Raw genomic sequence first — 25,802 nt, forward strand, 5'->3', positions numbered from 1 at the left:
TCTGCGACATCGCAGCCGTGCTGCACGGCGGTGATGTCGCTGGGCGGCTGTCGGGCGGTCAGCAGCCCACCTCGGCCCACCTCAGCCGGCCAGGGCCGCCCGCTGCTCGGGGCTGATGCGCACGGGGCGGCCCGTCTGCCCGTCGACGAACACCATGACGGACGTCGCGGTGGCGCAGAGGGTGTCGTCGACGCCGTCGTGCAGGGCGTAGCCCACGTGCACCGAGGCGGCCTTCACGGCGTCCACGCTCACCACCACGCGCAGTGGCACGGGGCGGTAGGGCATCTGGGCCCGGTACTTCACGGTGTGCTCGGAGATGAACGTCCGCACACCGGGGGCCACCCCCTCGAGCAGGTCGATCGGCGGGGCCTGCCCGCCACCGGCGCCGGTGTTCGCGGGCACGCCGAAGGCCGCCACGCGGGCCTCCTCCAGCAGCTGCACCACGGCGATGTTGTTCACGTGGCCGTAGGCGTCCATGTCCGCCCAGCGCAGCGGGATGCGGACCTCGACGGAGCGCGAGGCGGTCATCGGGCGGCCTCCTCGTCCGCGGACCGGCCGTCGCGCTGCGCCGCGGCGTCGAGGGTCGCCGGCGCCTCGTCGTCGCCGAGGATGTCCTCGCGCCAGGCCTCGGGCTGCACGTCCACGAACTCGACGGGCAGGATGCCCAGGTCCTCGAGCTGATTGGACAGCGTGGCCCCGTCCGGGCCGTAGCACCACGGGATGCCCGGGGTGGAATGGCGGGTGTCCTCCGCCCGACCGCCCGCGAGCAGCGCCTGCGAGGGGGTCAGCTGCCGGATGACGATCGCCTTGACCCGGTCGGGGTGGCGCTGCGCGAACTCGGCGTAGATCTCGGGGTCGTGCTGGCCGTCGTCGCCCACCAGGATCCACTGGATGTCCGGGAACTGCTCGGCGAGGCGCTCGAGCTGGACCCTCTTGTGCTCCTGGCCGGAACGGAACCAGCGGTCCTTCGTGGGCCCCCAGCTGGTCAGCAGCAGGGCGCCGAGCGGGTAGAGGTTGCGGCCCAGGAAGCGGGTGAGGGTCTGCGCCACGTTCCACGCGCCCGTGGACAGGTACAGCACGGGGGCCTTCGGCTCGAGCTCGGCGATCCGGCGCAGCAGCACGGCGATCCCCGGGGTGGGCGTGCGGGCGTGCTCGTCGATCACGAACGAGTTCCAGGCCGCCAGCAGGGGGCGGGGCAGCGAGGTGACCACCACCGTGTCGTCGATGTCCGAGACCAGGCCGACCCGCGCACCCGGCTCGCAGATGTACAGGTCCATGACGGCGCGCTCCTCCTGGCCGCCGACATGGAGGGTGGCGGTCTGCCAGCCGGGCTCCAGCTCGACGTCCAGCACGACGTCGACGACGCCCATCCGGTCCGTGCGCACCGTGGTCCGCAGGTCCCCCACCTGCACCTCCACCTCGGCGTAGGCCATGGGTGGGGCCACGAAGTTGCGCCAGCCGCGCACGCCGTCCGCCACCACCTTCGACAGCCGACGGCCGTTCATGAACTCCTCGTCGGAGGCGATCACCACACGGGAGAGGATCCGCACCCAGCTGGTGCTGCCGTAGCCCGTGAACGCCATGACCGTCGGCACGTTGCCGGCACGCAGCGCGCGGGCGCGGTGCCAACGGTTCCACCCCTCCTGCAGGTGCGTGGCGACGTTCTCCACGGGAGTGGGGTCACCGGAAGGGGCCAGGCGGCCGCGCCGGGGCGCGGGCGTGGGGGCGTCGGAGGCTGCGGGCATGCGCCCAGTATTCCGCACCGTGCGCTCTCAGCGGATCTCGGGGACCAGCGCGGTCAGGCGGTCCAGCATGCGGCCGACCTTGCCGTTCTCGATCGCGGCGGCCACGTGCCCGTCCGCGAACCGCTCGCCGCGCACCAGGTAGGTGAACAGCGTGCCGAGGTCGGCCAGGGACGCCTCGGCGATGCCGGCCTCGCTCACCCGGTCCACGTTCCGCAGGTAGTCGACGTCGATGCCCGCCAGCTCCTGCGCGGCCACGAGGCCGGGGAACACGCGGTCGTCGTAGTCCGGGTAGACGCCGCCGAGGGTGCCGGGCGCGGGGGCGCCGTAGGAGGCGATCGGCCGGGCCTCGGTGCCGTAGCCGGCGGCGAGCAGCTCGCGCAGCGCACGCACGGCGGCCACGCGCTGGGGCGTGGGGGTCTGCGGGCCGGTGAGGGTGGCGTCGTCGTCGGGGGTCGGGAGGGGGTGCTCGGTCATGGCGGCTCCTCTGCTCGGGGGGGTCGGCCCCATTGTCTCGCGTGCGGTCCGGCGTGTCCGGACCCCCGCCTAGGCTCGGGGCATGAGCCCAGCCCTGCCCCGCCCCGCCGAGCTCCGCGCGATCGCCCTCGACGCCGCCCGCGCGGTCGTCGGCGACCTCGCCGCCGCCTTCCGCTCCCCCACCGCCATCGGGCCCGAGGCCAAGACCACGCACCACGACCTCGTCACCGTGCACGACCGACACACCGAGGCCCGGCTCGTCGCCGCGCTCACGACGGCGGTCCCCGGCTCCGGCGTGCTCGGCGAGGAGCTCGGGGCGCAGGCCGGCACCGGTGAGGCCGCCCGGCTGACCTGGATCGTCGACCCCATCGACGGCACCTCCAACTTCACACACGGCTTCGCGATGTTCTCGGTGTCCCTGGCCGCCGAGGTCGACGGCGAGGTGGTGGCCGGCGTCGTGCTGGACCCCGTGGGCCGGCTGGCGTTCTCCGCCGACGGGGACGGCGCCTACCTCACCCGCGGCGACGGGCCGGAGCGCCCGCTGGCCGAGGTCGCCCGGCCGGCGCCGGCCGGCGGCGAGCGCGCCCAGAACCTCGTGACCTCCTACCCGGCGGGCGAAGCGATCGCGCGCGAGGGCGAGGACGCGCTGCGCCGCTTCGGGCGGCTCGTGACCGCCCACGCGACCGTGCGCCGCACCGTCTCCGGCGCCCTCGAGCTCGCCCACACGGCGGCGGGCTGGGCCGACGCCGCGCTGTACGTGGACACCAAGCCCTGGGACGTCGCGGCAGGGCAGCTGATCCTGCGCCGCGCCGGGGGCAGGTGGCTCACGCCGGACCCGGCCGCGCCGTCGTCGGGCCGGCTCGTCGACGACGGCCCGCGCGCCCACACGTGCCCGTTCGCGCTCGCCGTCGCCCCGGGCCGCGAGGCGCCGACGACGGCGGCGGTGCTGGGTGACATCGTCGCCTCGCGGGCGACCGACCATGTATAGAGTGGATGTGAGCCCGATCTCAGCGCCGCGCCCGACGGCGCCCGTCCCGGCATGCCAGGAGGCCCCGATGACCCAGCAGCACCATGACACCGACGACGCCCCGTCGATGCAGCGCCCCGATCCGGTCGCGGAGCCCGGGGACCACCTGATGTTCGAGCACCCGGACGGTGAGGCTGTCCTGGTGCTGGACGAGGACCAGGTCTGGCGACTGCTGCGCCGTGTGCGCCACGCGCGCCTCGGGCTGGCCGTGGACGGGCGGCCGGACATCGTGCCGGTGAACGTGCGGGCCCACGACGGCGCCATCTACTTCCGCACCGCGCCCGGCTCGAAGCTCGCCGAGCTCACGGTGAACCCGCGCGTCGTGGTGCAGGCCGACGGGATCCTGGCCGACCAGGCCTGGTCCGTGCTCGTGCACGGCACCGCGCGACGCCTGGACACGGAGGCGGAGATCGCGGAGGCCGAGTCCCTCGGCATCGAGCCGTGGGTGCCGACGCTGAAGGACTTCTACGTCCGCGTGGACGTCCAGCGCGTGTCCGGCCGCCACTTCGTGTTCGGCCCGCACCCCGAGCGCAACGAGTCCCAGACCGACTGAGCCGCAGGCGGGACGCCCGGGCTGAGCCGGACGGCTCAGCCCACGTCCGCCGGACTTAAGGACGCGCCGGGGGCTGCCCGCCGCCGGGACCGCCCATCCCGCCCTGCTCCTGCTCGGTGGTGGTGTCGATCGGGACGTCGATGGTGATGGCGAAGCCCTTCTCCACGGAGCCCGTGATCTGCGGCAGCTGCGTCTCGTAGCCGTCCGAGAAGACGTTGTCCGTCTCGAGGCTGACCTGGGCGAAGTTCGCCGTCGACCCGTCGTAGGCCGAGGTGGCGTAGACCTGCGCGGACTGCTCCTCAGGCATGGCGATCTGGGAGGTGAGGACGTTGTTCGTCGCGTCCGTGATGGACGCCTTGTCCGGGAACACCTCGAAGTGCAGGTGGGGCCACCGGCCGGCGTAGCAGCCGGGCCACACCGTGGTGAAGGTGACCGTGCCGTCGTCGCCCACCACCTGGACGCCGCGCAGGTAGGTCTCCTCCGTGATGCCGTCCGAGTACATCGAGTAGCGGCCCTGCGCGTCGGCATGCCAGAGGTATACGGCGGCGCCGGTCATGGCGGCGTCGCCGTGGGTCATGTCGATCACGTTCATCGTCACCGTGAGCGGGACACCCTCGGCGACGGTGCCCGTGTCGATGCTCGTGGTCAGGTCGGAGCGTTCGATGCCGGACGCGTCGAGCACGTCCGGGCCGTTGGAGCCGTCGCCCGGGTACGGGCCTGCGGTCTCGGTGACCATCTCGGTCAGGGTGGCGGACGGCGAGGCGCTCGCCGCCGACGAGGAGGCCGCGGCTGACGAGGAGCCGGCGCTCGCAGAGGTCGAGCCGGAGGAGGACGAGGCGCCCTCCTGGACGCCGCACGCGGCGAGGACGAGGGCTCCCGACCCCGCGCCGAAGATGCCCAGCGCGTTGCGGCGGGAGACGAGCGTGCCGACGTCGAAGGCGGCGCCCTGGTCCTCGACGTCCTCGGCGGGGCGGTGGAAGGCCCGGCCCTCGAAGGTGGGCGTGACGGCGGGGGCCTCGCCTCCCTCGGTGACCTGGGGGAAGGGACGGCGGGAGCGGGTCGGGAGCCAGGGGGCCCTGGAGTTCCTCTCGTGGGGCGCCCGCCGGGTGGCGGGCCGCGTCGAGAGGCCAGCATGGCAACGGATGCCGGACGTTTCCGGAGATCGGCGGGATGGTTCCAGGACGTCTTCTGGGAGGTTTCGGACACCGGCGGGACACCCGCAACCGCCCCGACGCCGTCGACATGGCGGGCCATGTCCCTGGTGACCGGGTCGGTCCGCGCGGGCCCTCGGCCCGGCTCCCTTGACGCCCGAGTCCGGCTTCTTCGCCACGGAGACAGCTCCCTGGCCGTGGTCCACCTCGTCACCGCACTGCGCACGCACCGCCCGCAACTCGAGTTCCCACAGGTGCACGCCAACCCCACCCCGGGCGGCCTTGCGCCACCGCGCTCGTGGCACGAGTGTTGAACGTCGGGCTGCCGCCGGGGCGGGGCCGGACTACGAGCCGTTCGAGGCCCGCGGCCGCCGCTGAGCCGCGCCGGGCCGCCTCAGACCTCCGGGGCCTCCCCCAGGTGGCTCGGCGCCCACATCGCCAGGCGGGTCTGCACCACCACGACGTTCGGCCCGTCCGCCTGGAACGCGCGCTCGAGCGCGCCGCGCACGTCCTCCACTCCCACCGTCTCGGCGGGCACGCCGAAGGAGGCGGCGAGGGCCTGGAAGTCCGGCCTGTCGAGCTCGGTGGCCGTGGCCTTGCCGAACGCGCCCTCCATGTACTCGCGCAGGATGCCGTATCCGCCGTCGTCGATGATCAGCCACGTCACCGCCGCGCCGTGCTGTCTGGCGGCCGCGAGCTCGGCGAGGGAGTACATCGCCGAGCCGTCGCCGGCGACGGCGAGCACGCGCCCGTCGATCCCGGTGCGTCCCTGGTGGGCCAGGCCCACCGCGCCGCCGAACGCGGCCGGGAACCCGTAGCCGAGCCCTCCGGCACCCTGCGCCGAGTGGAACTCGCCGTCCTGCGCGTCCCAGCAGTTCCACGCCCAGTAGGCGGCGATGGTCATGTCCCAGTACGTCTGCATGGTCGACGGGACGGCGGCCCGGATGTCCGCCAGGAGCCGGCGCTCCACGCCGAGGTCCTGGGCGTCGAGCCGGGCGCCGATCCGTGCGTTGACGTCGGCCACCACCTCGGCCGGGGTGCGGCCGTGCCAGACGGCGGCGTCCTGCGCCACCGAGCCCGACTCGCGCAGCGCCGCGGCGAGGGCCTCGAGCGCCTGGCCGGCGTCGGCGCGCACACCCAGCGTGGGGTGGTTGGTCTCCAGCACACGCGGCTCCGCGTCCACCTGGATGAGGCGGCCGCGCGGCTCGAGAGTGAAGTAGTTCGAGGTGACCTCGCCGAGCGAGGAGCCCACCACGAGCAGCACCTCCGCGTCCTCGAGCAGGTCCGTGACGAGGCGGTCCTCCACCCAGCCGCCGAGGCTGAGTGGGTGCCCCCACGGGAAGGCGGTGTTGCCGCCCGGCGAGCAGACCACGGGCGCCTGGAGCAGCTCCGCGACCTCCCGCAGGCTCTCCATCGCGGCCCGGCCGGAGCGGCGCACACCGCCGCCGGCCACGATCGCCACCCGCCCGGCCCCGCGCAGCCAGCGCACGGACTCGGCCACGAGCTCGGCGCGCGGCGGATGGTCGTAGGGCACGGCCAGGGCGTCCTCGACCGGGGGCACCATCACCTCGCCGAGCAGCACGTCCTGCGGGATCTCGACCCACACCGGCCCCTGCGGCACGGTGACGGCCTCGGCCCACGCGTCCTGGATCGCGGACGGGATGCCCGAGGCGTGGTGCACCGTGAACTGGGCCTTGGTGACGTTGCGGGCCGAGGCCTTCTGGTCGTCCAGCTGGTGCAGCATGCCCTTGCGCCGGGCGCCGAGCCCGGACAACGGGATCTGCGAGGCGATCACCAGCATCGGCACGCCCGTGGCGTAGGCCTCCTGCAGGCCGGCCAGCGAGGTGAGCGCGCCGGGACCGGTGGAGAGGAACAGCACCCCGACCTCGCCGGTGGCCCGGGCGTACCCGTCGGCGGCGAAGGCGGCGTTGTTCTCCACGCGGTTCGAGACGAACTCCAGCGGGGAGCGGGACAGGGCGTCGAAGAGGCCCAGGGCGTGCTGGCCCGGGATGCCGAAGACCGTCCGTGCACCCAGGGCGTGGAGCGTCTCCACGGCCAGGTCGCCGCCGTTGCGCCGCGGAGCCGCCGCCGTCGTCGTCTGCTCGTCCGTCATCGGCCCGGCTCCTCACCGGCGGCCGCGCGGGTGGCCCGGCGGTCGGCCATCAGGGAGATGAGGTCGTAGGCCACATGGGAGGCGGCGACGCCGGTCAGCTCGGCGTGGTCGTAGGCCGGGGCCACCTCCACCAGATCCGCGCCCACGATGTCGAGCCCGCGCAGCCCACGCAGGATCTCGAGCAGCTCACGGCTCGTGATGCCGCCGGCCTCGGGGGTGCCGGTGCCCGGCGCGTGCGCGGGGTCGAGGACGTCGATGTCCACCGAGATGTAGAGCGGCCGACCCCCGATGCGCTGGCGCAACTGGTCCACGATCTCGTCCACGCCCTGACGGAACACGTCCGAGGAGGTGACGATGCCGAAGCCCATGCGGTGGTCGTCGTCGAGGTCCTTCTTGCCGTAGAGCGGACCGCGCGTGCCCACATGCGAGATGGCCTCGGTGTCCAGGATCCCCTCCTCCACGGCGCGGCGGAACGGCGTGCCGTGGGTGTACTCGGCCCCGAAGTAGGTGTCCCACGTGTCCAGGTGGGCGTCGAAGTGCAGCAGGGCAACGGGCTCACCCGCCCGGGCGGAGGCGGCGCGCAACAGCGGCAGCGCGATGGTGTGGTCGCCGCCGATGGTCATGAGCGAGGAGCCGTCCTCGGTGAGGTCCATCGCGTCCTGCTGGATCGCCTCGATGGCCTCGCCGATGTCGAACGGGTTCACCGCCATGTCCCCGGCGTCCACCACCTGGGCCTGCGCGAAGGGCGAGGTGTCCGTGGCGGGGTTGTACGGGCGCAGCAGCCGCGAGGACTGCCGCACGTGGCCGGACCCGAAGCGTGCACCGGGGCGGTAGGAGACGCCGGCGTCGAACGGCACGCCGACCACCTTGATCTCCGGGGCGACGCCGGCCGCGACCGCCTCGTCCAGGCGCGGCAGCAGCGCGTAGGTGGGGGTGCCGCCGTAGCGGGGCACGAGGGCGGAGTTCACGGGGCCGAGGCGGCCGTTGTCCTCGACGCGGGGGATCTCGAGCATCTGGATGTCCTCTCTGGGCGGTTCGGTTCGGTCTGGTCGGTCTGGTCTGTCCGGTGTGGGCGCGCCGGACGGGGTCACGCGTGGCCCACGAGGGTCCACAGCACGACGGCGGGGCGGTCGTCCGGATTGGCCCACGAGTGAGGCTCGCGGCCGGGGAAGGTGACGGTGTCCCCCTCCTCCAACAGGTGCACGGCCTCGGTGGTCCGCAGCTCGAGGCGGCCGGTGACCACGTGCACCGCCTCCACGCGGCAGTCCACGGTGTACAGCTCCGCCTCCCCGCGGCCGCGCGGCGCGATGTCAGCGCGCAGGATCTGCAGGTCACGACTGCCGCGCGGGGTGATCAGGCGCTCGCGGATGCCCTCGCCGCCGAGGCTGACCGCGGGGGCGTCGGCGAGGCGCACGACCGTCACCTCGGGCGCGTCCAGGACGTCGCCCGGGCTCGCGCCGAGCACCTGGCACAGGGTCACGAGCGTGCTCACGGACGGGCTCGTCAGGTCCCGCTCGAGGCGGGAGAGGAAGCCCTTGCTGACGCCGGCCGCCTCGGCCAGCTGGGCCACGGTGAGCCGCCGCGCCTCGCGCAGCGCACGCAGCCGACGGCCGATCAGCGCCTGGCCCGGCGCGGTCTCGAGCGGGAGGGCCTTCATCGCGCTCCTCCCGACGTCGGCCAGGCGACATCGCCGATGTCCCCCTGGACGACATGTTGTCTGATAAGCAACATGTGTTTACCGTAGACCCGGTTCGTGTGATCGGCAACACGCCGATCACTCCTGTCCCGCCGCGGCGCCCCCACATCCGGCGCCCCGGATCCCCTCGCCCCAAGGACCGCCCGTGACCCTCAACCTGACCATCGTCGCCGTCTACCTGGTCGGCATGCTCGCCTTCGGCTGGTGGGGCAAGGCCCGCGCCGCCAGCTCGGAGGACTACCTCGTGGCGGGCCGCCGTCTCGGGCCGGTGCTGTTCACCGGCACCATGGCCGCCGTCGTGCTCGGCGGCGCCGCCACCGTGGGCGGCGTCGGCCTGGGGTACGAGTTCGGGCTCTCCGGCGCGTGGCTCGTGGCCGCCATCGGCGTCGGCGTGCTCATCCTGTCGGTGGCGTTCGCCCCGATCCTGGCCCGCCTGAAGATCTACACCGTCTCGCAGATGCTGCGCCTGCGGTACGGCCGCGGCGGGGCCTCGCACGCCTCCTCCTTCGTGATGCTCGCCTACACGCTCATGCTCGCCGCCACCTCCACGGGCGCCTACGCGTCGATCTTCGTGGTGCTCTTCGGCTGGGACCGCTGGCTGTCCGTCCTGGTGGGCGGCGGCATCGTGCTGGCCTACTCCGTGCTCGGCGGCATGTGGTCCATCACCCTGGCCGACATGGCCCAGTTCCTCATCATGACCATCGGCCTGTTCGCCCTCATGCTCCCCCTCTCCCTGGCCAACGCCGGCGGCTGGAGCGCCATGCAGGAGCGCCTGGGCGCCGAGTTCTTCAGCTGGGACGGGATCGGCGTGCAGTCGATCGTCACCTACTTCGTGATCTACACCCTCGGCCTGCTGATCGGCCAGGACGTCTGGCAGCGCGTGTTCACGGCCCGCTCCCCCCGCGTGGCGCAGATCGGCGGCGCCACCGCGGGCCTGTACTGCATCGGGTACGGCGTCGCCGGCGCCGTGATCGGCATGGCCGCCCGCACGGTCACCGCGGACATCGCCACCCAGGACGACGTGTTCGCGTGGGTCGCCCAGAACCTGCTGCCCGTCGGCGTCGGCGGCGTGGCCCTGGCGGCCGCCGTCGCGGCCATGATGTCCACCGCCTCGGGCGCGATCATCGCGGCCTCGACCGTGATGCGCACCGACATCCTCCCGATCCTCCGCGGCGAGGCCACCGCCGCCGAGGACGGCGCCGTCGCCGAGGACGCGGCCACGGAGACCGCGGCGGAGCTCGCCTCGAGCCGCGGCTGGGTGCTGCTGCTCGGCGCCGTCGTGCTGGGGCTGGCGATCGTCGTCCCGGACGTGGTGGCGGCCCTGACCATCGCGTACGACATCCTCGTGGGCGGCCTGTTCGTCGCGATCGTCGGCGGCCTCGTGTGGAAGCGCGGCACCGGCACGGCGGCCCTGTGGTCCATGGTGGCCGGGACGGTGGGCACCCTCGGCACCATGGGCTGGCTCGAGCTGAACGCGGCCGAGCCCTTCGAGGGCGTCTTCGCGAACGAGCCGATCTACGTCGGCCTGGCCGCCTCCGCCGTCGTGTACGTCCTCCTCAGCCTGATGACCCGGCCCACCGACCCCGCGGTCCTCGAGGCCTGGCGGGTGCGCTCCCGCCACGGCGTCGACGCCGCGGTCTGAGAGTGCCTCTGGCCGACGACCCCGGGGCCTGTGATCCTCCGACGCCCGCACGATGGCCGAGGCCACGTGGTGCGGCGGGCGGCGGCGGGCGACCCTTCCCGCGGGCTCCCCCCGGCCCCTAGTGTCTCCGTACAGCCTGAGACCGGGACTCCCCCTCGGGCTCGCCCCGTCTCTCGCCCCACCTGGGGCCTCGCTGGAGACAGAAAGGCAACAGTTCTCATGACCACCAAGAACCGCGCCGTGGCATTCCACGGCATCAAGGACGTGCGCGTCGACGAGCTGGACTTCCCCAAGCTGGAGATGCCCGACGGCTCCGCCGCGCCGCACGGCGTCATCCTCAAGATCGTCGCGACCAACATCTGCGGCAGCGACCTGCACATCTACCGCGGGTCCTTCCCCGCCCCCGAGGGCATGGTGCTGGGTCACGAGATGACCGGCCAGGTGCTGGAGGTCGGCAGCGACGTCCAGTTCCTGCAGGAGGGCGACCTCGTCTCCGTGCCGTTCAACGTGGCCTGCGGCCGTTGCCGCAACTGCCGCGCCGGCCGGACCGAGATCTGCGAGACCGCCAACCCGGACCAGGCCTGCGCCGCCTACGGCTTCAATCTGGGCGGCTTCCAGGGCGGGCAGGCCGAGTACCTGTTCGTGCCGTACGCCGACTTCCAGCTGCTGCGCTTCCCGGACCAGGAGCAGGCGATGGAGAAGATCCTGGATCTCGCCGTGCTCTCGGACATCCTGCCCACGGCGTTCCACGGTCTCATGTCGGCCGGCGCCAAGCCCGGCTCCACCGTCTACATCGCCGGCGCCGGCCCTGTGGGCCGGTGCGCCGCGGCCGCCGCTCGGCTGCTGGGCGCCTCGTGCATCATCGTGGGCGACCAGGACGCCTCGCGGCTGGAACTGGTGCGCAAGCACGGCTGCGAGACCATCGACCTCTCCGCCACGGAGAACCTGCAGGACGCCGTGAACGACATCCTCGGCGAGCCGATGGTGGACTGCGCGGTGGACTGCGTCGGCTCCGAGGCCCACGGCCTGGGCTCCGCGTCCGATGAGATGCAGCCGATCGCCGCCGTGAACCAGGTCCTGGACATCACCCGTCCGGGCGGCGCCACGGGCATCATCGGCATCTACGGGCCGAACCCGATCGCGGAGACGAAGGCCGAGCAGGAGGGCACCTTCCCGGTGGACTTCGGCAAGGCCTGGATCAAGTCGCCCCACATCATCGGCGGCCAGGCGCCCATCATGCGCTACAACCGTCAGCTGATGATGTCGATCCTGTGGGACCGGATGCCGTACCTGACGGAGATGGTCAACCCGCGCGTGATCACCCTGGACGAGGCACCCCAGGCCTATGCGGAGTTCGACCAGGGGTCCCTGGAGAAGTTCGTCATCGACCCCCACGGCATGATCGCCCGCTGAGCGGTCCGCCCCCGGAGGCACGACGGCGCCCCTCACCTGCCCGCGCAGGTGAGGGGCGCCGTCGTCGTCCGCGGATCATGCCGCGTGCAGCAGCGTGGCGGTGATCCCGAGGCCCGCCAAGCCCACCACCAGCGCGACCATGCAGGCCACCGACGCCAGGGCCGGCCGGGCCTGCTCCCGCGCGATTCCGTCCGCCTGCGCCACGTAGCGCCGGCGCTGCGTGGCCAGCACCGCCGCCCCGCCGACGGCCGCCACCACCGCGGGCCCGAACGCCCACGCGCCGACGGCCGGCCACCACCTCAGGAACGTGAGGCTGAGGACGCTCAGCGCCAGGACCGTGCGGCCCCAGCTCATCACGGTGCGCTCGGGCTGCAGCCCCGGGTCGTGATGCAGACGCATCGCCTCAGCCCCGCGGCAGGACGACGGCGGCCAGCAGCACCACGACCGCCAGTACGACGCCCCCCGCCAGGACCGGGACGATCAGCGGCAGCGGCAGCGGACGGCCGCGGCGCATCGCCCGCTCCACCCGGAGCCAGCGCACACCCGCGCCCAGGGCGAGCAGCGCCGCCAGGACGAGCAGCACCGTGCTCAGCACCACCCGGACCGGCGGCGCGAAGAGGGCGCCGGTGAACGCCTCCACCGCGACCCCGCCGGCCAGCAGCGCCAGCGCCGTCCGGACCCAGGCCAGGAACGTGCGCTCATTGGCAAGCGTGAACCGGGGGTCCGGCTCCACCCCGCCCGCCAGGAGGCGGTGCTGCCAGGCCGGCCGGCCGCCGTCGTGGGCGGCGGCCTCGGGGCCGTCGGGGGTCTCTGCTGCGTCCATGCGGCCATGGTAGCGACGGCGTAGACTGGCGGGTCGGGCGCGCGCCCGGCCGCCGTGGTCCGCGGCGGCGGCGCCCGTCTCCGCCTGCCCATCCGATGGAGCCCCATGAGCCCCGCCCACACCGCCACTCCTGCGGCACGCCCCGAGCCGACCCGCGAACAGGTCCGACGCTGGCGCCGCTACCTCGCCGACGAGATCGCCGAGGGTCAGATCTACCGCGACATCGCCGCCCGCAAGGACGGCGTGGAGCGCGACATCCTGCTCGGCCTCGCCGAGGCCGAGCGCCGCCACGAACAGCACTGGCGGGCCCTCCTGGGTGGGCACGCCGAGAACCCGCCGCGCCCCTCCCTGCACCGCATCCTGCTGCGCTGGCTCGCGCGGATCTTCGGCTCCGTGTTCGTGCTGGCCCTGGCCCAGCGCGCCGAGTCGGACACTCCCTACGCGGAGGACCAGGACGCCCCCGAGGGCATGGTGGCGGACGAGGCCATCCACGAGGAGGTCGTGCGCGGCCTCGCCGCCCGGGGTCGCGAGCAGCTGGCAGGCAACTTCCGTGCCGCCGTCTTCGGCATGAACGACGGGCTGGTCTCCAACCTGGCGCTCGTGATGGGCATCGGCGCGACGGGCGTGGCGCCGTCCGTCGTGCTGTTCACGGGCGTGGCCGGCCTGCTGGCGGGCGCGCTGTCCATGGCGGCCGGCGAGTACGTCTCGGTGCGGTCCCAGCGGGAGCTGCTCGAGGCATCCTCCCCCACCCAGATCACCCTCGAGGCGGCCCAGCACCTCGACCTGGACCACAACGAGCTCAAGCTCGTCTACCTGGCCCGCGGCATGACGCCCGAGGACGCCGAGCACCGCGCGCTCGAGCGCCTCGGTTATCTCACGTGCGACTGCAACCCGCGGTTCTCCGCCCGTCCCGACGGCTCCCAGGGACCCGTGGACCACTCGGACTCCTTCGCGGAGATCGGCTCGGCGTGGAGCGCCTCCCTGTCCAGCTTCGCGTTCTTCGCCTCCGGCGCGCTCATCCCGATCCTGCCGTACATCTTCGGCATGTCCGGGCCGTGGGCCCTGGGCCTGGCGGCGGCGATGGTGGGCGCGGCCCTGCTCTTCACCGGCGGTGTGGTCGGGCTGCTGTCCGGCTCCTCACCGCTGGCCCGGGGCCTGCGCCAGCTCGCGATCGGCTACGGCGCCGCCGCCGTGACGTACGTGCTCGGCCTGCTCTTCGGCGCGAACGTGGGCTGACGCGGGGAGGGCGGTCTGGCGCCCCGGCCAGGAGAAGAGGGTCCGGTCCTCTCCGTCCTCTCGGCGGCTCAGTTCCTCCAGAGCCCCGATGAGTGCACCGACAGCGGTGGGCCGGCCCGCTGTCGCAGTGTCGCTCTGCTCTGTGTCATGAGGAGCGGAAGGTGGTGACCATGCGGGCCTCAGGTGCGCGGTTCCCACCGGAAGGTGCTCTTTGCCATGGCGAACGCCGCCACGACGAAGGCGAGGCTCGGCAGCAGCAGGCTGACGGCCTCGTGGAGGGCCATGCCGCTCCATCCCTCGATGATCAGCTCGGTCACCGCACCGCCGGGGAGCAGGCGTTTGACTCCGGCAAGCTCCTCCGTGCCGGTCAGACCGACGCACATGGAGGCGCCGAGGGCGACGACGAACAGGGGCAGCGTGGTCACCTGCGCGTGGTCCGGGGAGTTGGTGAGACCCGCCGTCGCGATGGCCGCGCCCACGAACATCAACTCCAGGACGACGACGGCGGCCACGACGGCCACGACCCCCACCGGAGGGGTGCCGACGACCGACAGGATCGCGACGATGACCCCGGCCTGCACCAGGTTCACCAGCGCAATCGGCAGCACGAGACCGCTCAGGATGGAGGCGTCCTTCGCCGACGTGGAGCGCAGCCGCTTGAGGAACAGGTTCTGGCGGCGGGAGGCCAGGGTGGTCGTCGCCGTGATGTAGGTGCCCATGGCGGTCACGGTGACCAGGATCAGAGCGGCCGTCACCGGGGTGCCCCCGAAGTTCTCGCGGTTGAAGATCAGGACCGCGCTGAAGGCGAGGGGGATGAACAACGACGAGGCTGCGACGAGGCGGTTGCGGACGAGCTGTGTCATCTCGCTGCGGGCGATGGCGAACATTGCGGGCTCCTCTTGTGGTGGTCGAGTCGGTCGTGAGGACGTGTGATCAGGCGTTAAGGGCGCGGAAGAGGGATTCGAGCCCCTCGGCTCCGACGTTCAGGCCCTCGAGCTCCACATCGCGGGAGCGGGACCACACCAGGAGGCGGTACAGGTCCTCCTGGAGGTTCGTGGTGGGGATGGTGACCGCGCCGCCGGGTGCGATCGTCGCGTCCTCGAACGGGACGGTGGGCTCACCACTCAGCCGGAAGCTGATGGTCGAGGGGAAGGCCGAGGTGAGCTCGGCGACTGTCCCCTGCCGATGGATGCGGCCGCTGTGCATGAGCGCGATGCGGTCGGCCCGCTCCTGGGCCTCCTCGAGGTAGTGCGTGGTGAGCAGGATCGTCGCGCCCTCGTCACGCAGCCGGTCCACGACGTGCCAGAGTGCGTCGCGTGCCTCGATGTCCAACCCCGTGGTGGGCTCGTCAAGGAAGATCAGCTCCGGTGAGCCGAAGATCGCCGTGGCGAAGTCGAGGCGGCGCTTCTCGCCGCCAGAGAGCTGCCCGGTCCGGGTGTCCCGACGCCGGCGGAGGTCCACGAGGTCCAGGACACGGTCGACGTCGTCGTCCCGCCGCGTCAGACGACCGATCAGCGCGAGGGTCTCGCGTACGGTCAGGTCCGGGGCGAACCCGCTCTCCTGGAGCATGATCCCCACCCGACGACGCAGGGTGCGGTCGCTCGGGTCCTGCCCGAGGACCCGCACGGAGCCGGCGGTCGGGGCCCGGTGACCCTCCATGACCTCGATGGTGGTGGTCTTCCCGGCACCGTTGGTGCCGAGCAGGCCGAAGAACTCCCCACGTCGGATCTCGAGATCGATCCCGTCGACGGCAGTGAAGTCCCCGTAGTCGACCCTGAGGTCGTGGATCTCGACGATCGTCTGCGTGCAGGAGTCGACGGCGATGGGGGCCGGGAGAAGCGTCGTGTTTTGCATGTCCCCCACACAACCAACCGGGATCCGCCCCCGACAGTGAGGTCACGTCACTGCGCGGCATGACAGACTTGGTGCGCAAGCATGACGCTATGTCACTGGTGCGGGGCGGGCCGGTGACGGAAGGGTGGATGTCGTTCCGATCCCGCGGCACCCGCGGCGGATCGGGACCACCGAAGAGAACCAACCATCGACCTGGACACGGGAGGCTCCCATGAAGACCATCCGGACCATCGCATTCATCCTGTTTCTCTGTGCCACCGCGTTCGGCGTCATGTTGACGCTGCACTACCTGCCCATCCCCGAGATCCTGCCCTCTGAGATCACCTCCTGGGTCCCCGCACGGAACACCGCCGACGCCACCTGGCTGATCGTCGGCATGGTGGTCGCCGTCGTCGCGACCGCTGTGGGGTTCTCGGCCAGCCACAAGGCCGTCGAGCGAGAGACGCAGGTGACCTCCTGAGGGGCACCCGATCCACGCGCTGACTGAACATGGAGTGCCCATGACCTCCGAGCACACGTCGGAGACGCGAAGGCTGCGCAGCAGGACGAGCTTCGTCCTGCTCGCAGTCTTCGGTGTTGCCGCCATCGTCGCCCTCCTGACGTCCGCTGTGGAGCCGTGGCCCCCTCTCGTCCTGGCACCCGGCCTCATCGCCGGCCTCTGGCTGCTGTCCCAGTGGCACCGGGAGGTGGCTGCTCCGACGCGTTGGGCAGTGCTCGCCCTGGGCACTCTCACCTGGGCGCTCAGCGCCCTCTGGGATCTGACTCCCCTGGGCGCCCTGGCCTTCGCCCTCGCCGGTGCGCTCGAGGTCATGTGGAGCCGACACGCCAGGGCCGTCGTGACCCTGCTGGTGCTCACTGTCGGGTCGGCGGCCGGCGCTCTCGTGTTCGTCACCGATCCCCAGGCCTTGTGGGTCTATGTCGGCATGGGCGCCCTGCTGACGGGCGTCGCGTGCGTGACCATCCCCGTTTCCCGAATCTCCTTCGACCTCATGCGCCTGCAGGACCAGCGTGCGGAGCAGGAGCGGGCAGCCTCTCTCGATGCCGAGCGGCTGCGCTTCTCCCAGGACCTCCATGACATCCAAGGCCATGCGCTGCACGTGGTGAAGCTCAAGATCGCCGTCGCCCAGCGGATGCTTTCCACGGACACCGACGCGGCCCAGCGGGAACTCGATGAGGCTCAGCAGACCCTGCGCCAGACCATGGCCGAGACCAAGGCGCTGGCACAGGACGGGCACACCTTGACCCTGCGCGGTGAGCTCGCGAACTCCGTCGCGCTGCTCGAGGCCACAGGCATCACCGTCACCACCGACGACGACGGCGGCCCGCGAGGCGAAGAGTTCGAGCATGTGGCCGGCGTCGTGATCAGGGAGGGGACCACCAACATCCTGCGTCACTCCGACGCCCGCAGGGTCGAGATCAGCCTTGCCCCCGGGCACGTGGTGATCTCCAATGACGGTGCGGCCGGTGTCTCCGCCGAGGACCACACGGGAGGGCTGGACAACCTCCGGTCCCGCCTCGCGGGGGTCGGAGGCCGCCTGGACGTCTCCTGTGTCGACGGACGGTTCACCCTCGGGGCACGATGGGAAGCGGACGAGGAGGAGTCGGTGTGAATGACATCAGGATCGTCCTGGCGGACGACGAGAAGCTCCTGCGCACAGCACTGGCCACTCTGCTGGAGATAGAGGGCGGCATCCGCGTCGAGGAGGTGGCCGCCGACGGCCATGAGGCGGTCGAGGCAGTGCGCCGCATCGATCCCGACATGCTGGTGACGGACATGGAGATGCCCGGTCTGGACGGCGTCGCAGCCGTCGCGACGCTCCGCGAGACCCACCCCGACCTCCCGGTGGTGATGCTCACCCGCCACGCCCGTCCCGGGGTGCTCCGACGGGCGCTGAAGGCTGGCGTCACCGGGTTCGTCACCAAGTCTGCGGAGCCGGGGGAAATCGCCGATGTGATCCGCAGGGTGAACAGCGGGCAACGATGGATCGATCCGGACACCACGGCCCGGGCGATCTCGGACGACTGTCCCCTCACCGACCGGGAGCTCGACGCCCTGCGTGCCACGGGCGAGGGGTACTCCGTGGCCAGGATCGCGCAGCAGCTGCACCTCGCGGAGGGCACGGTCCGCAACTACCTCTCCAGCGCCATGCAGAAGACCCAGACGTCCACGCGCCATGACGCGGCGCGGTTCGCCCGCCGCCACGAGTGGCTCTGACTCCGCGTCTCCCGTCATCTCACAGGACCTCACCACGACGACGGCCCCTCACCCTGGCGGGTGAGGGGCCGTTCGCTGTGGTCGCCGTGCCGTCAGGCCCGGCGGCCGAGGGTCGGGATCAGGCCTGGGCCTGCAGGATCTCCCGCATGAGCTGGGCGGTCTCGGACGGGGTCTTGCCGACCTTCACGCCCGCGGCCTCGAGGGCCTCCTTCTTGGCCTGCGCGGTGCCGGCGGAGCCGGAGACGATGGCGCCGGCGTGGCCCATGGTCTTGCCCTCCGGGGCGGTGAAGCCGGCCACGTAGCCGACGACCGGCTTGGTGACGTTGGCCTTGATGAACTCGGCCGCACGCTCCTCGGCGTCGCCGCCGATCTCACCGATCATCACGATGGCCTGGGTGTCCGGGTCGGCCTCGAACGCCTCGAGGGCGTCGATGTGGGTAGTGCCTATGACCGGGTCGCCGCCGATGCCGATGGCGGTGGAGAAGCCGAAGTCACGCAGCTCGTACATCATCTGGTAGGTCAGCGTGCCGGACTTGGACACGAGGCCGATGGGGCCGGAGCCGGTGATGGTGGCCGGGGTGATGCCGGCCAGGGCCTCGCCCGGGGTGATGATGCCGGGGCAGTTCGGGCCGATGATGCGGGTCTTCGGCTTCCCGTCCTCGCCGGTCTTCGACTGCGACAGGGCGAAGAACTCGGCGGAGTCCTGCACCGGGATGCCCTCCGTGATGACCACGAGCAGCGGGATCTCGGCCTCGATGGCCTCGATCGCGGCGTCCTTGGCGAAGGCCGGCGGCACGAAGGCCACGGACACGTCCGCGCCGGTCTTCTCCATGGCCTCCTTGACGGTGCCGAAGACGGGCAGCTCGACGGCGTTGCCGTCCTTGTCCTCGTGGGACACGGTGGTGCCGGCCTTGCGGGCGTTCACGCCGCCCACGATGTTCGTGCCGGCCTTGAGCATGAGGCGGGTGTGCTTGGTGCCCTCGCCGCCGGTGATGCCCTGGACGATGACCTTGGAGTCCTTGTTCAGGTAGATCGACATAGCTGTTTCCTCAGTCTTTCCGAACGGTCAGTTCGCGGAGTGGGCGAGCTCGGCGGCCTTGTCGGCGCCCTCGTCCATGGTGGCGGCCAGGGTGACGAGCGGGTGGTTCGCCTCCTGCAGGATGCGGCGGCCCTCCTCCACGGCATTGCCGTCCAGGCGCACGACCAGCGGCTTGGTGGCGGTGTCACCCAGGATCTCGAGGGCCTTGACGATGCCGTTCGCGACGGCGTCGCACGCGGTGATGCCGCCGAAGACGTTCACGAACACGGACTTGACCTGCTCGTCGCCCAGGATGACGTCGAGGCCGTTGGCCATGACCTCGGCGTTGGCGCCGCCGCCGATGTCCAGGAAGTTGGCCGGCTTCACGCCGCCGTGCTTCTCGCCGGCGTACGCGACGACGTCGAGGGTGGACATCACGAGGCCGGCGCCGTTGCCGATCACGCCGACCTGGCCGTCCAGCTTCACGTAGTTGAGGCCGTTGGCCTTGGCCTTGGCCTCCAGCGGGTCCTCGGTGCGCTCGTCGACGAGGGCGGCGTGGCCCTCGTGGCGGAACGCCGCGTTGTCGTCGAGGGAGACCTTGCCGTCCAGGGCGAGGATCGTGCCGTCGCCGGTCTTCACCAGCGGGTTCACCTCGACGAGGGTGGCGTCCTCCTTCTCGAAGACCTCCCAGAGCTTCTGGATGACCTCGGCGACGTCGGCGCGCAGCTCCTCGGGGAAGCCCGCCTCGGCGACGATCTTCTGGGCGGTCTCGGCGTCGATGCCGGTCAGCGCGGAGACGGGCACCTTGGCGAGGGCCTCGGGGCGCTCCTCGGCCAGCTGCTCGATCTCCATGCCGCCCTCGACCGAGCACATGGCCAGGTAGGTGCGGTTGGCGCGGTCCAGCAGCACGGAGAAGTAGTACTCCTCGGCGATGTCGGCGCCCTGGGCGATCATGACCCGGTGCACGGTGTGGCCCTTGATGTCCATCCCCAGGATGGCCTTGGCGTGCTCGTAGGCCTCGTCGGCCGTCTTGGCGACCTTCACGCCGCCGGCCTTGCCGCGGCCGCCGACCTTCACCTGCGCCTTGACGACGGTGACGCCGCCGATCTTCTCCGCGGCCGCCTTGGCCTCGTCCGGGGTCTGCGCAACGATGCCGGCCAGCACGGGGACGCCGTGCGCCTCGAACAGATCGCGCGCCTGGTACTCATACAGGTCCACGGTGGTGTGTCCTTCTTGGTCGAAGACAGGGTCTGCCGGCCTCGCCCGCGGGCGCGGCCGACGTCGACGCCCCCTCCGTGGCCGGGCCGGGCACGGGGGCACAGCAGGGCGGCGGACGGCGGCGTTCCACGGCTCACTCTAGTCCACACCCCGGAGAGACCGGGGAGTCGGCGGGCCGGTCCCGTCAGCCCTCGACCTTCGTCAGCGGGGCGTAGCGCAGCAGCAGCCGCTTCTGCGCCCCGGTGGCGTCGAAGGTGACGGTCGCGACGGTCTTGTCCCCCGCGCCCGCGACGGCGTCCACACGCCCCTCGCCGAAGGTCGCGTGGGAGACGCGGTCGCCCGGGCTGAGCGCCACGATCTCCTTCTGCGGCTGCACCCGGCTCGGCGCCTTCCCGCGCACCACACCGGAGGGCACCGTGAGGTCCGCCGGCTCGTCCCCGCGGGTGAGGCGCTGGGGCCGCGCGCCGTCGTCGTCCCGGGACCGCCAGGCCGGTCGCCCGCCGCCGAACCGCCCCGCGTAGCGCGAGGTGCCGGCGCCGGTCAGGCTCAACGACCCGGCCGAGCGCGTGGTGCCCTCCCGCTCCCAGTCGATGAGCGCCTCCGGGATCTCCCCGAGGAACTGGCTGGGCGGGTTGAACTGGTGCTGGCCCCACAGCGAGCGTGCCTCGGCGCGCGTCAGGAACAGGCGACGGCGGGCGCGCGTCAGGCCCACGTAGGCCAGACGGCGCTCCTCCGCGAGCTCCTTCTCGTCCGTCATCGAGCGGGCGTGCGGGAACACCCCGTGCTCCATGCCCGTCAGGAACACCACGGGGAACTCGAGGCCCTTGGCGGTGTGCAGCGTCATGAGCGTGACCTGGCCCTGCTGCTCGGCGAGCGCCTCGCCCTCCACGTCCGGGGCCGTGGGCAGCTGGTCCGCGTCCGCCACGAGCGCCACCTGCTCGAGGAAGTCGGACAGGGTGCCGTCCGGGTGCGTCGTCTCGAAGGAGCGGACGACGGCGACGAGCTCGCCGAGGTTGTCCGCGCGGGACTCGTCCTGCAGGTCCTCGGACTCGCGGAGGGCGGCCAGCATCCCGGACTGCTCGAGGACGGCCTCCAGGACGGTGGCCGGGCCGGCGGACTCGGCGACCTGGCCGAGGTCGTCCATCATCTGCACGAAGCCGCGGACGGCCTTGAGCGAGCGCGCGGCCATGCCGGGGGCGTTCTCGGCGTCGCGCAGGGCCGCGGAGAACGTGGAGCGGTTGCGCTCGGCCCACGCGGCGATGGCGCCCTCGGCCCGGTCCCCGATGCCCCGCTTGGGCTCGTTGAGGATGCGGCGCACGTTGACGTCGTCGTCGGGGTTGACGATCACCCGCAGGTAGGCGAGCGCGTCCTTGATCTCCTTGCGGTCGTAGAAGCGCGTGCCGCCGATGACCCGGTACGGGATGCCGCGCGTCACCAGCCGCTCCTCGAGCGCACGGGACTGCGCGTTGGTCCGGTAGAACACGGCGACGTCGGCCGGGCGGATCCCGTCCTCGTCCTGCAGCCGGTCGATGGTGGTGGCGATCCACTCCGCCTCGGCGGACTCGTTCTCCGCGGCGTAGCCGACGATCGCGGGGCCCTCCCCCTCGGCCGTCCACAGGCGCTTGGGACGGCGGTCCGGGTTGCGCTCGATCACCGCGTTGGCGGCGTCCAGGATGGTCTGCGTGGAGCGGTAGTTCTGCTCGAGCTTGATGGTGACGGCGTCCGTGAAGTCCTGCTCGAACTCGACGATGTTGCGGATGTCCGCGCCGCGGAACGCGTAGATGGACTGGTCCGAGTCGCCGACGACGGTCAGCTCGCCGCCGGGGGTCTCCACGCCCTCGGGGTCGCCCGCCGGGCCGGCGAGGAGCCGGATCAGGCGGTACTGTGCGTGGTTGGTGTCCTGGTACTCGTCCACGAGGACGTGGCGGAACCGGCGGCGGTAGTTGTCCAGCACGCGCGGGAACGCCTCGAACATGTGGACCGTCATGCCGATCAGGTCGTCGAAGTCCAGGGCGTTGGCCTGGCGCAGGCGGGCCGTGTAGTCCCGGTAGACGGCGGCGACGGCGCGGCCCCACGGGTCCCCCTCGGCCACGGTGGCGGCGTAGTCGTCCGCCTCCACGAGCTCGTTCTTCAGGGAGCTGATGCGGTTCAGCAGGGCCTTGGGCGCGAAGCGCTTCGGGTCCAGCTCGTGCTGCTTGGCGACGGTGGTGACCAGGCGCAGGCTGTCCGCCGAGTCGTAGATGGTGAACGTGGACTTCAGCCCGATGTTGGCGGCCTCGTTGCGCAGCAGCCGCACGGCGGAGGAATGGAACGTGGAGATCCACATCCGCTGGGCGGTGGGACCGATCAGACCGGCCACGCGCTCGCGCATCTCCGCGGCGGCCTTGTTCGTGAAGGTGATGGCGAGGATCTCGTGCGGCCGCGCCCGTCCGGTGGCGAGCAGCCACGCGATGCGGTGGGTCAGCACCCGGGTCTTGCCCGAGCCGGCGCCCGCCACGATCAGCAGCGGCGCCCCCGTGTGGGTCACCGCGGCTGCCTGCTGCGGGTTGAGCCCCGCCACGAGCGACTCGGGAGTGTGCGTCGGCGCGGCCGGCCGGACGTCCTCGCCCCAGGCCTCGGGGTCCGCGGCCGCGCGCGTGACGGCCGGGGGCACGAGCCCGGGCAGGGCGGTCTCCGGGTCCGCCGGGCGGCGGGTGCGGTCGAGGTTCAGGGGCGTGCGTCCGAGCGCGGAGAAGAGGTCAGCCATGGCGGACCCAGTCTAGGCGTGGCCCCGGACGCGACAGCGGGCGCCGCCGTCGTCGCCCCCCGCCCCCACCCCACCCGCACTCTCGAACGTGATGTGGGGCCTATCTCGCGTTCGAAAGTCCCCATGACCCCGATTTCACGTTCGAAAGTGAGCTGGGCGGCGCGGGACCGGACCGGCTCGGCCGGTCTGGGAGGATGGACCGCGGAGGTGCCCCGTGTCCCAGAAGTCTCGCAAGTCCCGTCCGCGCCCGTCGCGGCCCGCCGCGCGCCCGGTCGCCGAGTCCCCGCGCTCCCGTCCCACGCTGCGGGACGTCAACGTCCGTGAGGACCTCGCCGCGGCCGCTGAGCGCGAGGGCAGCCCGGCGATCCCGGTGAGCGCGCTGATCGTGACCACCCTGCTCGTGGGCGCGTACCTCCATCTGCTGGTGCTGCAGCAGATGACCCAGCTCAGCGGCGGCCTGGCGATGCCGGACTCCCTGCTGTTCTACGGGCAGGACCACATCCGCGCGCTCTCCGCGGTCATGGACGAGGACGCCCGCGGCCAGCTGAACTGGGTGCACAAGACGGCCGGCGTGATCTTCCCGATCGCCGTGGCACTGACGGTCACCGCGGTCGGCGCATGGCGCCTGCGTCCCGTCGGCGCCAAGTGGGCCGTCTTCGGGCTGGGCGTGCTGTTCGCGGTCGTGGACATCTGCGAGAACATCGCGATCGAGCAGGCGATCGCCGCCGGCGGCCCGGGCACCGGCCTGGCCGCCGCCCTGACGCTGACCCGCTGGGTCCTGCTGGCGCTGCTCGCGCTGGCGGTGGCCGTGATGCTGTGGGCCGGGCGGCGCCGTCGTGGTCGCGCCACGCGGGCGGCCTGAAGGGCTCGGCTAGACTCGCTCACCGGACCGACGCACGGTCCGCGCCCCAGTAGCTCAGTTGGATAGAGCGACCCTCTCCTAAAGGGTAGGCCGTCGGTTCGATTCCGGCCTGGGGCACCTGGGCGGCCGGTCCGGTCGCCGCCTCATTCCGCGTCGGCGAACTGCGTGGTGTAGAGCTCCGCATACCGCCCGCCCGCCGCGAGCAGCGCGGCGTGCGTGCCGCGCTCCACGATCCGCCCGGCCTCGACCACGAGGATCTCGTCCGCGCTGCGCACGGTGGAGAGCCGGTGCGCGATCACGATCGCGGTCCGCCCGGCCAGCGCCTCCCCCAGCGCCTCCTGGATGGCGCGTTCGTTGGTGGAGTCCAGCGCCGCCGTCGCCTCGTCCAGCACCACGACGCGCGGAGCCGCCAGCAGCAGCCGCGCGATCGTCATGCGCTGCCGCTCGCCGCCGGAGAGGCGGTAGCCGCGCTCGCCGACCACGGTGTCCAGCCCGTCCGGCAGCGCCTCGACCACGGGGCGCAGGCGGGCCCGCTCGACGGCGTCCCACAGCTGCTCGTCCGTCGCGTCGGGGCGGGCCAGCGTCAGGTTGGCGCGCACGGTCTCGTGGAAGAGGTGGCCGTCCTGGGTCACCATGCCCACGGCCCGCTGCAGGTCCGCGAACGCGAGGTCCCGCACGTCCACGCCGCCGATCTCGACGGCGCCGGAGGTGACGTCGTGCAGGCGCGTGACGAGCGAGGCTATGGTGGACTTGCCCGCACCCGAAGAGCCCACGAGGGCCACGGTGGCCCCGGCGGGCACGGCCACGTCGATCCCGTGCAGCACCTCCTCGCCGCCGCGCGTGTCCAGCACGGCGACCTCCTCGAGGGAGGCCAGGGACACCTGCTCCGCGGTGGGGTAGGCGAAGCGCACGTCCCGCAGCCGCACGGACAGGGGCCCCTCCGGCAGGGCCGCGGGCCGCGCGGGCTCCGTGATGAGCGGCTCCAGGTCCAGGACCTCGAACACGCGCTCGAAGCTCACGAGCGCGCTCATGATCTCCACGCGGGCGTTCGCCAGCGCGGTCAGGGGGGCGTACAGGCGGGTCAGCAGCAGGGCGAGGGTGACGACGTCGCCGGCGTCGAGGGTGCCCGCGATCGCCTGGAGCCCGCCCACGCCGTACACGGCCGCGAGCGCGAGCGCGGAGACCAGGGTGAGCAGCGTGGTGAAGACGGCCTGGCGCACGGAGATGTCCACGCCGGTGGCGCGCACGCGGTCCGCGCGGCGGGCGAACTCGGCGGACTCGGCGGCGGGGCGGCCGAAGAGCTTGATGAGTGTGGCGCCGGGAGCGGAGAACCGCTCGGTCATCTGGTCGCCCATGGCCGCGTTGTGCCCGGCCCGCTCGCGGGACAGGCCCGCCAGCTTCGAGCCGACCGCCCGGGCCGGCAGCAGGAACAGCGGCAGCATCACGAGGGACAGGACGGTGACCTGCCAGCTGGTGGCCACCATCACGCCCAGGGTCAGCGCGACGGACACCACGTTCGCGACGACGCCGGAGAGCGTCCGCGAGATCGCCGACTGCGCCCCGATCACGTCGTTGTTCAGGCGCGAGACGAGCGCGCCGGTGCGGGTGCGCTGGAAGAACGCCACCGGCATGCGCTGCACGTGGTCGAACACGGCGGTGCGCAGGTCGTAGATGACCTGTTCCCCCAGCCCGGCGGAGAGCCACTTGGTGAACACGGACAGCGCCGCGTCGAGCACCGCCACGAGGGCGATCAGCAGGGCCAGCCGCACCACGAGCCCGCGGTCCGCGCCGCCGGTGATCGCGTTGACGACGTCGCCGGCCAGCACGGGCGAGGCCACGCCGAGCACCGCGCCCACGATGGACGCCGCGACGAACACGATCAGGCGGGTGCGGTACCGGCCCGCGAACGCGATGGTCCGGCGCACCGTGCCGCGGGCGAGGCTCTGCTGGGCGTCGGACTGCCCGCGGGTCATCCGCATCATGGACATCCGTGCCGCCGACTCCATGCTCATGGGC

The 25,802-nt window shown here is 72.4% G+C and carries 23 protein-coding genes, 1 tRNA gene and 1 pseudogene; 10 read left to right on the forward strand and 15 right to left on the reverse strand.

The genetic code is table 11. The features are described from left to right. Nucleotides 1-81 precede the first annotated feature (81 nt). The 3 genes from G6R13_RS04720 to G6R13_RS04730 are packed head-to-tail and all read right to left on the reverse strand — an operon-like array spanning nucleotide 82 to nucleotide 2,219. The gene (locus tag G6R13_RS04720) at nucleotides 82-528 is read right to left on the reverse strand and encodes a thioesterase family protein (protein WP_002853740.1); all 447 of its coding nucleotides are present in this window, start codon (nucleotides 526-528) and stop codon (nucleotides 82-84) included. After that, entirely contained in the window at nucleotides 525-1,745 is a 1,221-nt protein-coding gene (locus tag G6R13_RS04725; RefSeq protein ID WP_163721125.1) for a phosphatase domain-containing protein, read from the reverse strand. The genes G6R13_RS04720 and G6R13_RS04725 overlap by 4 nt, the downstream gene beginning before the upstream one ends. Before the next feature lie 27 nt (nucleotides 1,746-1,772). Continuing rightward, nucleotides 1,773-2,219, reverse strand: coding sequence for a DUF6508 domain-containing protein (locus G6R13_RS04730; RefSeq protein WP_020621601.1), 447 nt, complete (start codon nucleotides 2,217-2,219; stop codon nucleotides 1,773-1,775). A gap of 82 nt (nucleotides 2,220-2,301) precedes the next feature. Here G6R13_RS04730 and G6R13_RS04735 point away from each other — a divergent pair, with 82 nt between their 5' ends. Further along, the gene (locus G6R13_RS04735; RefSeq protein ID WP_163721126.1) at nucleotides 2,302-3,207 is read left to right on the forward strand and encodes an inositol monophosphatase; all 906 of its coding nucleotides are present in this window, start codon (nucleotides 2,302-2,304) and stop codon (nucleotides 3,205-3,207) included. Nucleotides 3,208-3,274: 67 nt separating this feature from the next. Further along, nucleotides 3,275-3,799 carry a pyridoxamine 5'-phosphate oxidase family protein gene (locus G6R13_RS04740; protein WP_122053937.1) on the forward strand — a complete coding sequence of 175 codons (525 nt, stop codon included), beginning with the start codon at nucleotides 3,275-3,277 and terminating at the stop codon, nucleotides 3,797-3,799. Nucleotides 3,800-3,854: 55 nt separating this feature from the next. On the opposite strand, the pseudogene G6R13_RS04745 reads toward G6R13_RS04740, so the two are convergent. The 4 genes and pseudogenes from G6R13_RS04745 to G6R13_RS04760 all read right to left on the reverse strand — a co-directional run. Then, nucleotides 3,855-4,874, reverse strand: a pseudogene (locus G6R13_RS04745) (3,4-dioxygenase subunit beta); the annotation flags it as partial. Between the two features lie 470 nt (nucleotides 4,875-5,344). After that, on the reverse strand, nucleotides 5,345-7,063 hold the full coding sequence (locus G6R13_RS04750; RefSeq protein WP_163721128.1) for a thiamine pyrophosphate-binding protein: 1,719 nt from the start codon (nucleotides 7,061-7,063) through the stop codon (nucleotides 5,345-5,347). After that, nucleotides 7,060-8,076, reverse strand: a complete 1,017-nt coding sequence (speB, locus tag G6R13_RS04755) for an agmatinase (RefSeq protein WP_163721130.1) — start codon at nucleotides 8,074-8,076, stop codon at nucleotides 7,060-7,062. Before speB ends, G6R13_RS04750 begins: the two co-directional genes overlap by 4 nt. Before the next feature lie 74 nt (nucleotides 8,077-8,150). After that, nucleotides 8,151-8,720, reverse strand: a complete 570-nt coding sequence (locus tag G6R13_RS04760) for an XRE family transcriptional regulator (RefSeq protein WP_036339896.1) — start codon at nucleotides 8,718-8,720, stop codon at nucleotides 8,151-8,153. Nucleotides 8,721-8,904: 184 nt separating this feature from the next. Between G6R13_RS04760 and G6R13_RS04765 the strand changes: the two genes are divergently transcribed. Together G6R13_RS04765 and G6R13_RS04770 are read left to right on the forward strand one after the other, a co-directional pair. Then, nucleotides 8,905-10,401 carry a sodium:solute symporter gene (locus tag G6R13_RS04765; protein ID WP_163721132.1) on the forward strand — a complete coding sequence of 499 codons (1,497 nt, stop codon included), beginning with the start codon at nucleotides 8,905-8,907 and terminating at the stop codon, nucleotides 10,399-10,401. Between the two features lie 219 nt (nucleotides 10,402-10,620). Further along, the gene (locus G6R13_RS04770; protein ID WP_163721134.1) at nucleotides 10,621-11,814 is read left to right on the forward strand and encodes an alcohol dehydrogenase catalytic domain-containing protein; all 1,194 of its coding nucleotides are present in this window, start codon (nucleotides 10,621-10,623) and stop codon (nucleotides 11,812-11,814) included. A 75-nt stretch (nucleotides 11,815-11,889) separates the two neighbouring features. Here the strand turns inward: G6R13_RS04770 and G6R13_RS04775 are convergent, their stop codons facing one another. Next, on the reverse strand, nucleotides 11,890-12,213 hold the full coding sequence (locus G6R13_RS04775; RefSeq protein WP_129043073.1) for a DUF202 domain-containing protein: 324 nt from the start codon (nucleotides 12,211-12,213) through the stop codon (nucleotides 11,890-11,892). 4 nt (nucleotides 12,214-12,217) lie between these two features. Then, nucleotides 12,218-12,637, reverse strand: coding sequence for a DUF202 domain-containing protein (locus G6R13_RS04780; protein ID WP_049147149.1), 420 nt, complete (start codon nucleotides 12,635-12,637; stop codon nucleotides 12,218-12,220). Between the two features lie 105 nt (nucleotides 12,638-12,742). Here G6R13_RS04780 and G6R13_RS04785 point away from each other — a divergent pair, with 105 nt between their 5' ends. Next, on the forward strand, nucleotides 12,743-13,873 hold the full coding sequence (locus G6R13_RS04785) for a VIT1/CCC1 transporter family protein (protein WP_063190199.1): 1,131 nt from the start codon (nucleotides 12,743-12,745) through the stop codon (nucleotides 13,871-13,873). 179 nt (nucleotides 13,874-14,052) lie between these two features. On the opposite strand, the gene G6R13_RS04790 is transcribed toward G6R13_RS04785, so the two are convergent. Together G6R13_RS04790 and G6R13_RS04795 are read right to left on the reverse strand one after the other, a co-directional pair. Next, a complete protein-coding gene (locus G6R13_RS04790) occupies nucleotides 14,053-14,760 on the reverse strand; it encodes an ABC transporter permease (RefSeq protein WP_163721136.1) in 708 nt (235 codons plus the stop codon). A gap of 46 nt (nucleotides 14,761-14,806) precedes the next feature. Next, the gene (locus G6R13_RS04795; RefSeq protein ID WP_063190198.1) at nucleotides 14,807-15,727 is read right to left on the reverse strand and encodes an ATP-binding cassette domain-containing protein; all 921 of its coding nucleotides are present in this window, start codon (nucleotides 15,725-15,727) and stop codon (nucleotides 14,807-14,809) included. Nucleotides 15,728-15,938: 211 nt separating this feature from the next. Between G6R13_RS04795 and G6R13_RS04800 the strand changes: the two genes are divergently transcribed. From G6R13_RS04800 to G6R13_RS04810, 3 genes are read left to right on the forward strand one after another with little or no spacing between them, the layout of a single operon-like run. Next, nucleotides 15,939-16,187, forward strand: coding sequence for a hypothetical protein (locus G6R13_RS04800; protein ID WP_163721138.1), 249 nt, complete (start codon nucleotides 15,939-15,941; stop codon nucleotides 16,185-16,187). Nucleotides 16,188-16,227: 40 nt separating this feature from the next. Next, nucleotides 16,228-17,337, forward strand: a complete 1,110-nt coding sequence (locus tag G6R13_RS04805) for a histidine kinase (RefSeq protein ID WP_060973827.1) — start codon at nucleotides 16,228-16,230, stop codon at nucleotides 17,335-17,337. Then, nucleotides 17,307-17,942, forward strand: coding sequence for a response regulator transcription factor (locus tag G6R13_RS04810; RefSeq protein ID WP_060973826.1), 636 nt, complete (start codon nucleotides 17,307-17,309; stop codon nucleotides 17,940-17,942). The genes G6R13_RS04805 and G6R13_RS04810 overlap by 31 nt, the downstream gene beginning before the upstream one ends. Before the next feature lie 118 nt (nucleotides 17,943-18,060). On the opposite strand, the gene sucD is transcribed toward G6R13_RS04810, so the two are convergent. From sucD to pcrA, 3 genes are all read right to left on the reverse strand, one after another. Next, on the reverse strand, nucleotides 18,061-18,981 hold the full coding sequence (sucD, locus tag G6R13_RS04815; protein ID WP_061867723.1) for a succinate--CoA ligase subunit alpha: 921 nt from the start codon (nucleotides 18,979-18,981) through the stop codon (nucleotides 18,061-18,063). Between the two features lie 27 nt (nucleotides 18,982-19,008). Next, nucleotides 19,009-20,178, reverse strand: coding sequence for an ADP-forming succinate--CoA ligase subunit beta (sucC, locus tag G6R13_RS04820; protein ID WP_041103060.1), 1,170 nt, complete (start codon nucleotides 20,176-20,178; stop codon nucleotides 19,009-19,011). 184 nt (nucleotides 20,179-20,362) lie between these two features. After that, nucleotides 20,363-22,924, reverse strand: coding sequence for a DNA helicase PcrA (gene pcrA, locus G6R13_RS04825; protein WP_061873223.1), 2,562 nt, complete (start codon nucleotides 22,922-22,924; stop codon nucleotides 20,363-20,365). A gap of 214 nt (nucleotides 22,925-23,138) precedes the next feature. Between pcrA and G6R13_RS04830 the strand changes: the two genes are divergently transcribed. Together G6R13_RS04830 and G6R13_RS04835 are read left to right on the forward strand one after the other, a co-directional pair. Beyond that, complete coding sequence (locus G6R13_RS04830; RefSeq protein WP_044659023.1) at nucleotides 23,139-23,786, forward strand: hypothetical protein; 648 nt, start codon at nucleotides 23,139-23,141, stop codon at nucleotides 23,784-23,786. 43 nt (nucleotides 23,787-23,829) lie between these two features. Then, nucleotides 23,830-23,903, forward strand: a tRNA-Arg gene (locus tag G6R13_RS04835). A 26-nt stretch (nucleotides 23,904-23,929) separates the two neighbouring features. On the opposite strand, the gene G6R13_RS04840 is transcribed toward G6R13_RS04835, so the two are convergent. After that, complete coding sequence (locus G6R13_RS04840; RefSeq protein ID WP_186319878.1) at nucleotides 23,930-25,798, reverse strand: ABC transporter ATP-binding protein; 1,869 nt, start codon at nucleotides 25,796-25,798, stop codon at nucleotides 23,930-23,932. Nucleotides 25,799-25,802: the final 4 nt, after the last annotated feature.

The organism is Micrococcus sp. Alg238-R198 (assembly GCF_900537135.1).
GTDB classification, from domain to species: domain Bacteria; phylum Actinomycetota; class Actinomycetes; order Actinomycetales; family Micrococcaceae; genus Micrococcus; species Micrococcus luteus.

Bases quoted from the DNA above. Each gene is read 5' to 3' on its own strand.
- G6R13_RS04720 (WP_002853740.1), bottom strand. From the start codon at position 528: ATGACCGCCTCGCGCTCCGTCGAGGTCCGCATCCCGCTGCGCTGGGCG.
- G6R13_RS04725 (WP_163721125.1), bottom strand. From the start codon at position 1,745: ATGCCCGCAGCCTCCGACGCCCCCACGCCCGCGCCCCGGCGCGGCCGC.
- G6R13_RS04730 (WP_020621601.1), bottom strand. From the start codon at position 2,219: ATGACCGAGCACCCCCTCCCGACCCCCGACGACGACGCCACCCTCACC.
- G6R13_RS04735 (WP_163721126.1), top strand. From the start codon at position 2,302: ATGAGCCCAGCCCTGCCCCGCCCCGCCGAGCTCCGCGCGATCGCCCTC.
- G6R13_RS04740 (WP_122053937.1), top strand. From the start codon at position 3,275: ATGACCCAGCAGCACCATGACACCGACGACGCCCCGTCGATGCAGCGC.
- G6R13_RS04750 (WP_163721128.1), bottom strand. From the start codon at position 7,063: ATGACGGACGAGCAGACGACGACGGCGGCGGCTCCGCGGCGCAACGGC.
- speB (WP_163721130.1), bottom strand. From the start codon at position 8,076: ATGCTCGAGATCCCCCGCGTCGAGGACAACGGCCGCCTCGGCCCCGTG.
- G6R13_RS04760 (WP_036339896.1), bottom strand. From the start codon at position 8,720: ATGAAGGCCCTCCCGCTCGAGACCGCGCCGGGCCAGGCGCTGATCGGC.
- G6R13_RS04770 (WP_163721134.1), top strand. From the start codon at position 10,621: ATGACCACCAAGAACCGCGCCGTGGCATTCCACGGCATCAAGGACGTG.
- G6R13_RS04775 (WP_129043073.1), bottom strand. From the start codon at position 12,213: ATGCGTCTGCATCACGACCCGGGGCTGCAGCCCGAGCGCACCGTGATG.
- G6R13_RS04780 (WP_049147149.1), bottom strand. From the start codon at position 12,637: ATGGACGCAGCAGAGACCCCCGACGGCCCCGAGGCCGCCGCCCACGAC.
- G6R13_RS04785 (WP_063190199.1), top strand. From the start codon at position 12,743: ATGAGCCCCGCCCACACCGCCACTCCTGCGGCACGCCCCGAGCCGACC.
- G6R13_RS04790 (WP_163721136.1), bottom strand. From the start codon at position 14,760: ATGTTCGCCATCGCCCGCAGCGAGATGACACAGCTCGTCCGCAACCGC.
- G6R13_RS04795 (WP_063190198.1), bottom strand. From the start codon at position 15,727: ATGCAAAACACGACGCTTCTCCCGGCCCCCATCGCCGTCGACTCCTGC.
- G6R13_RS04800 (WP_163721138.1), top strand. From the start codon at position 15,939: ATGAAGACCATCCGGACCATCGCATTCATCCTGTTTCTCTGTGCCACC.
- G6R13_RS04805 (WP_060973827.1), top strand. From the start codon at position 16,228: ATGACCTCCGAGCACACGTCGGAGACGCGAAGGCTGCGCAGCAGGACG.
- G6R13_RS04810 (WP_060973826.1), top strand. From the start codon at position 17,307: ATGGGAAGCGGACGAGGAGGAGTCGGTGTGAATGACATCAGGATCGTC.
- sucD (WP_061867723.1), bottom strand. From the start codon at position 18,981: ATGTCGATCTACCTGAACAAGGACTCCAAGGTCATCGTCCAGGGCATC.
- pcrA (WP_061873223.1), bottom strand. From the start codon at position 22,924: ATGGCTGACCTCTTCTCCGCGCTCGGACGCACGCCCCTGAACCTCGAC.
- G6R13_RS04840 (WP_186319878.1), bottom strand. From the start codon at position 25,798: ATGAGCATGGAGTCGGCGGCACGGATGTCCATGATGCGGATGACCCGC.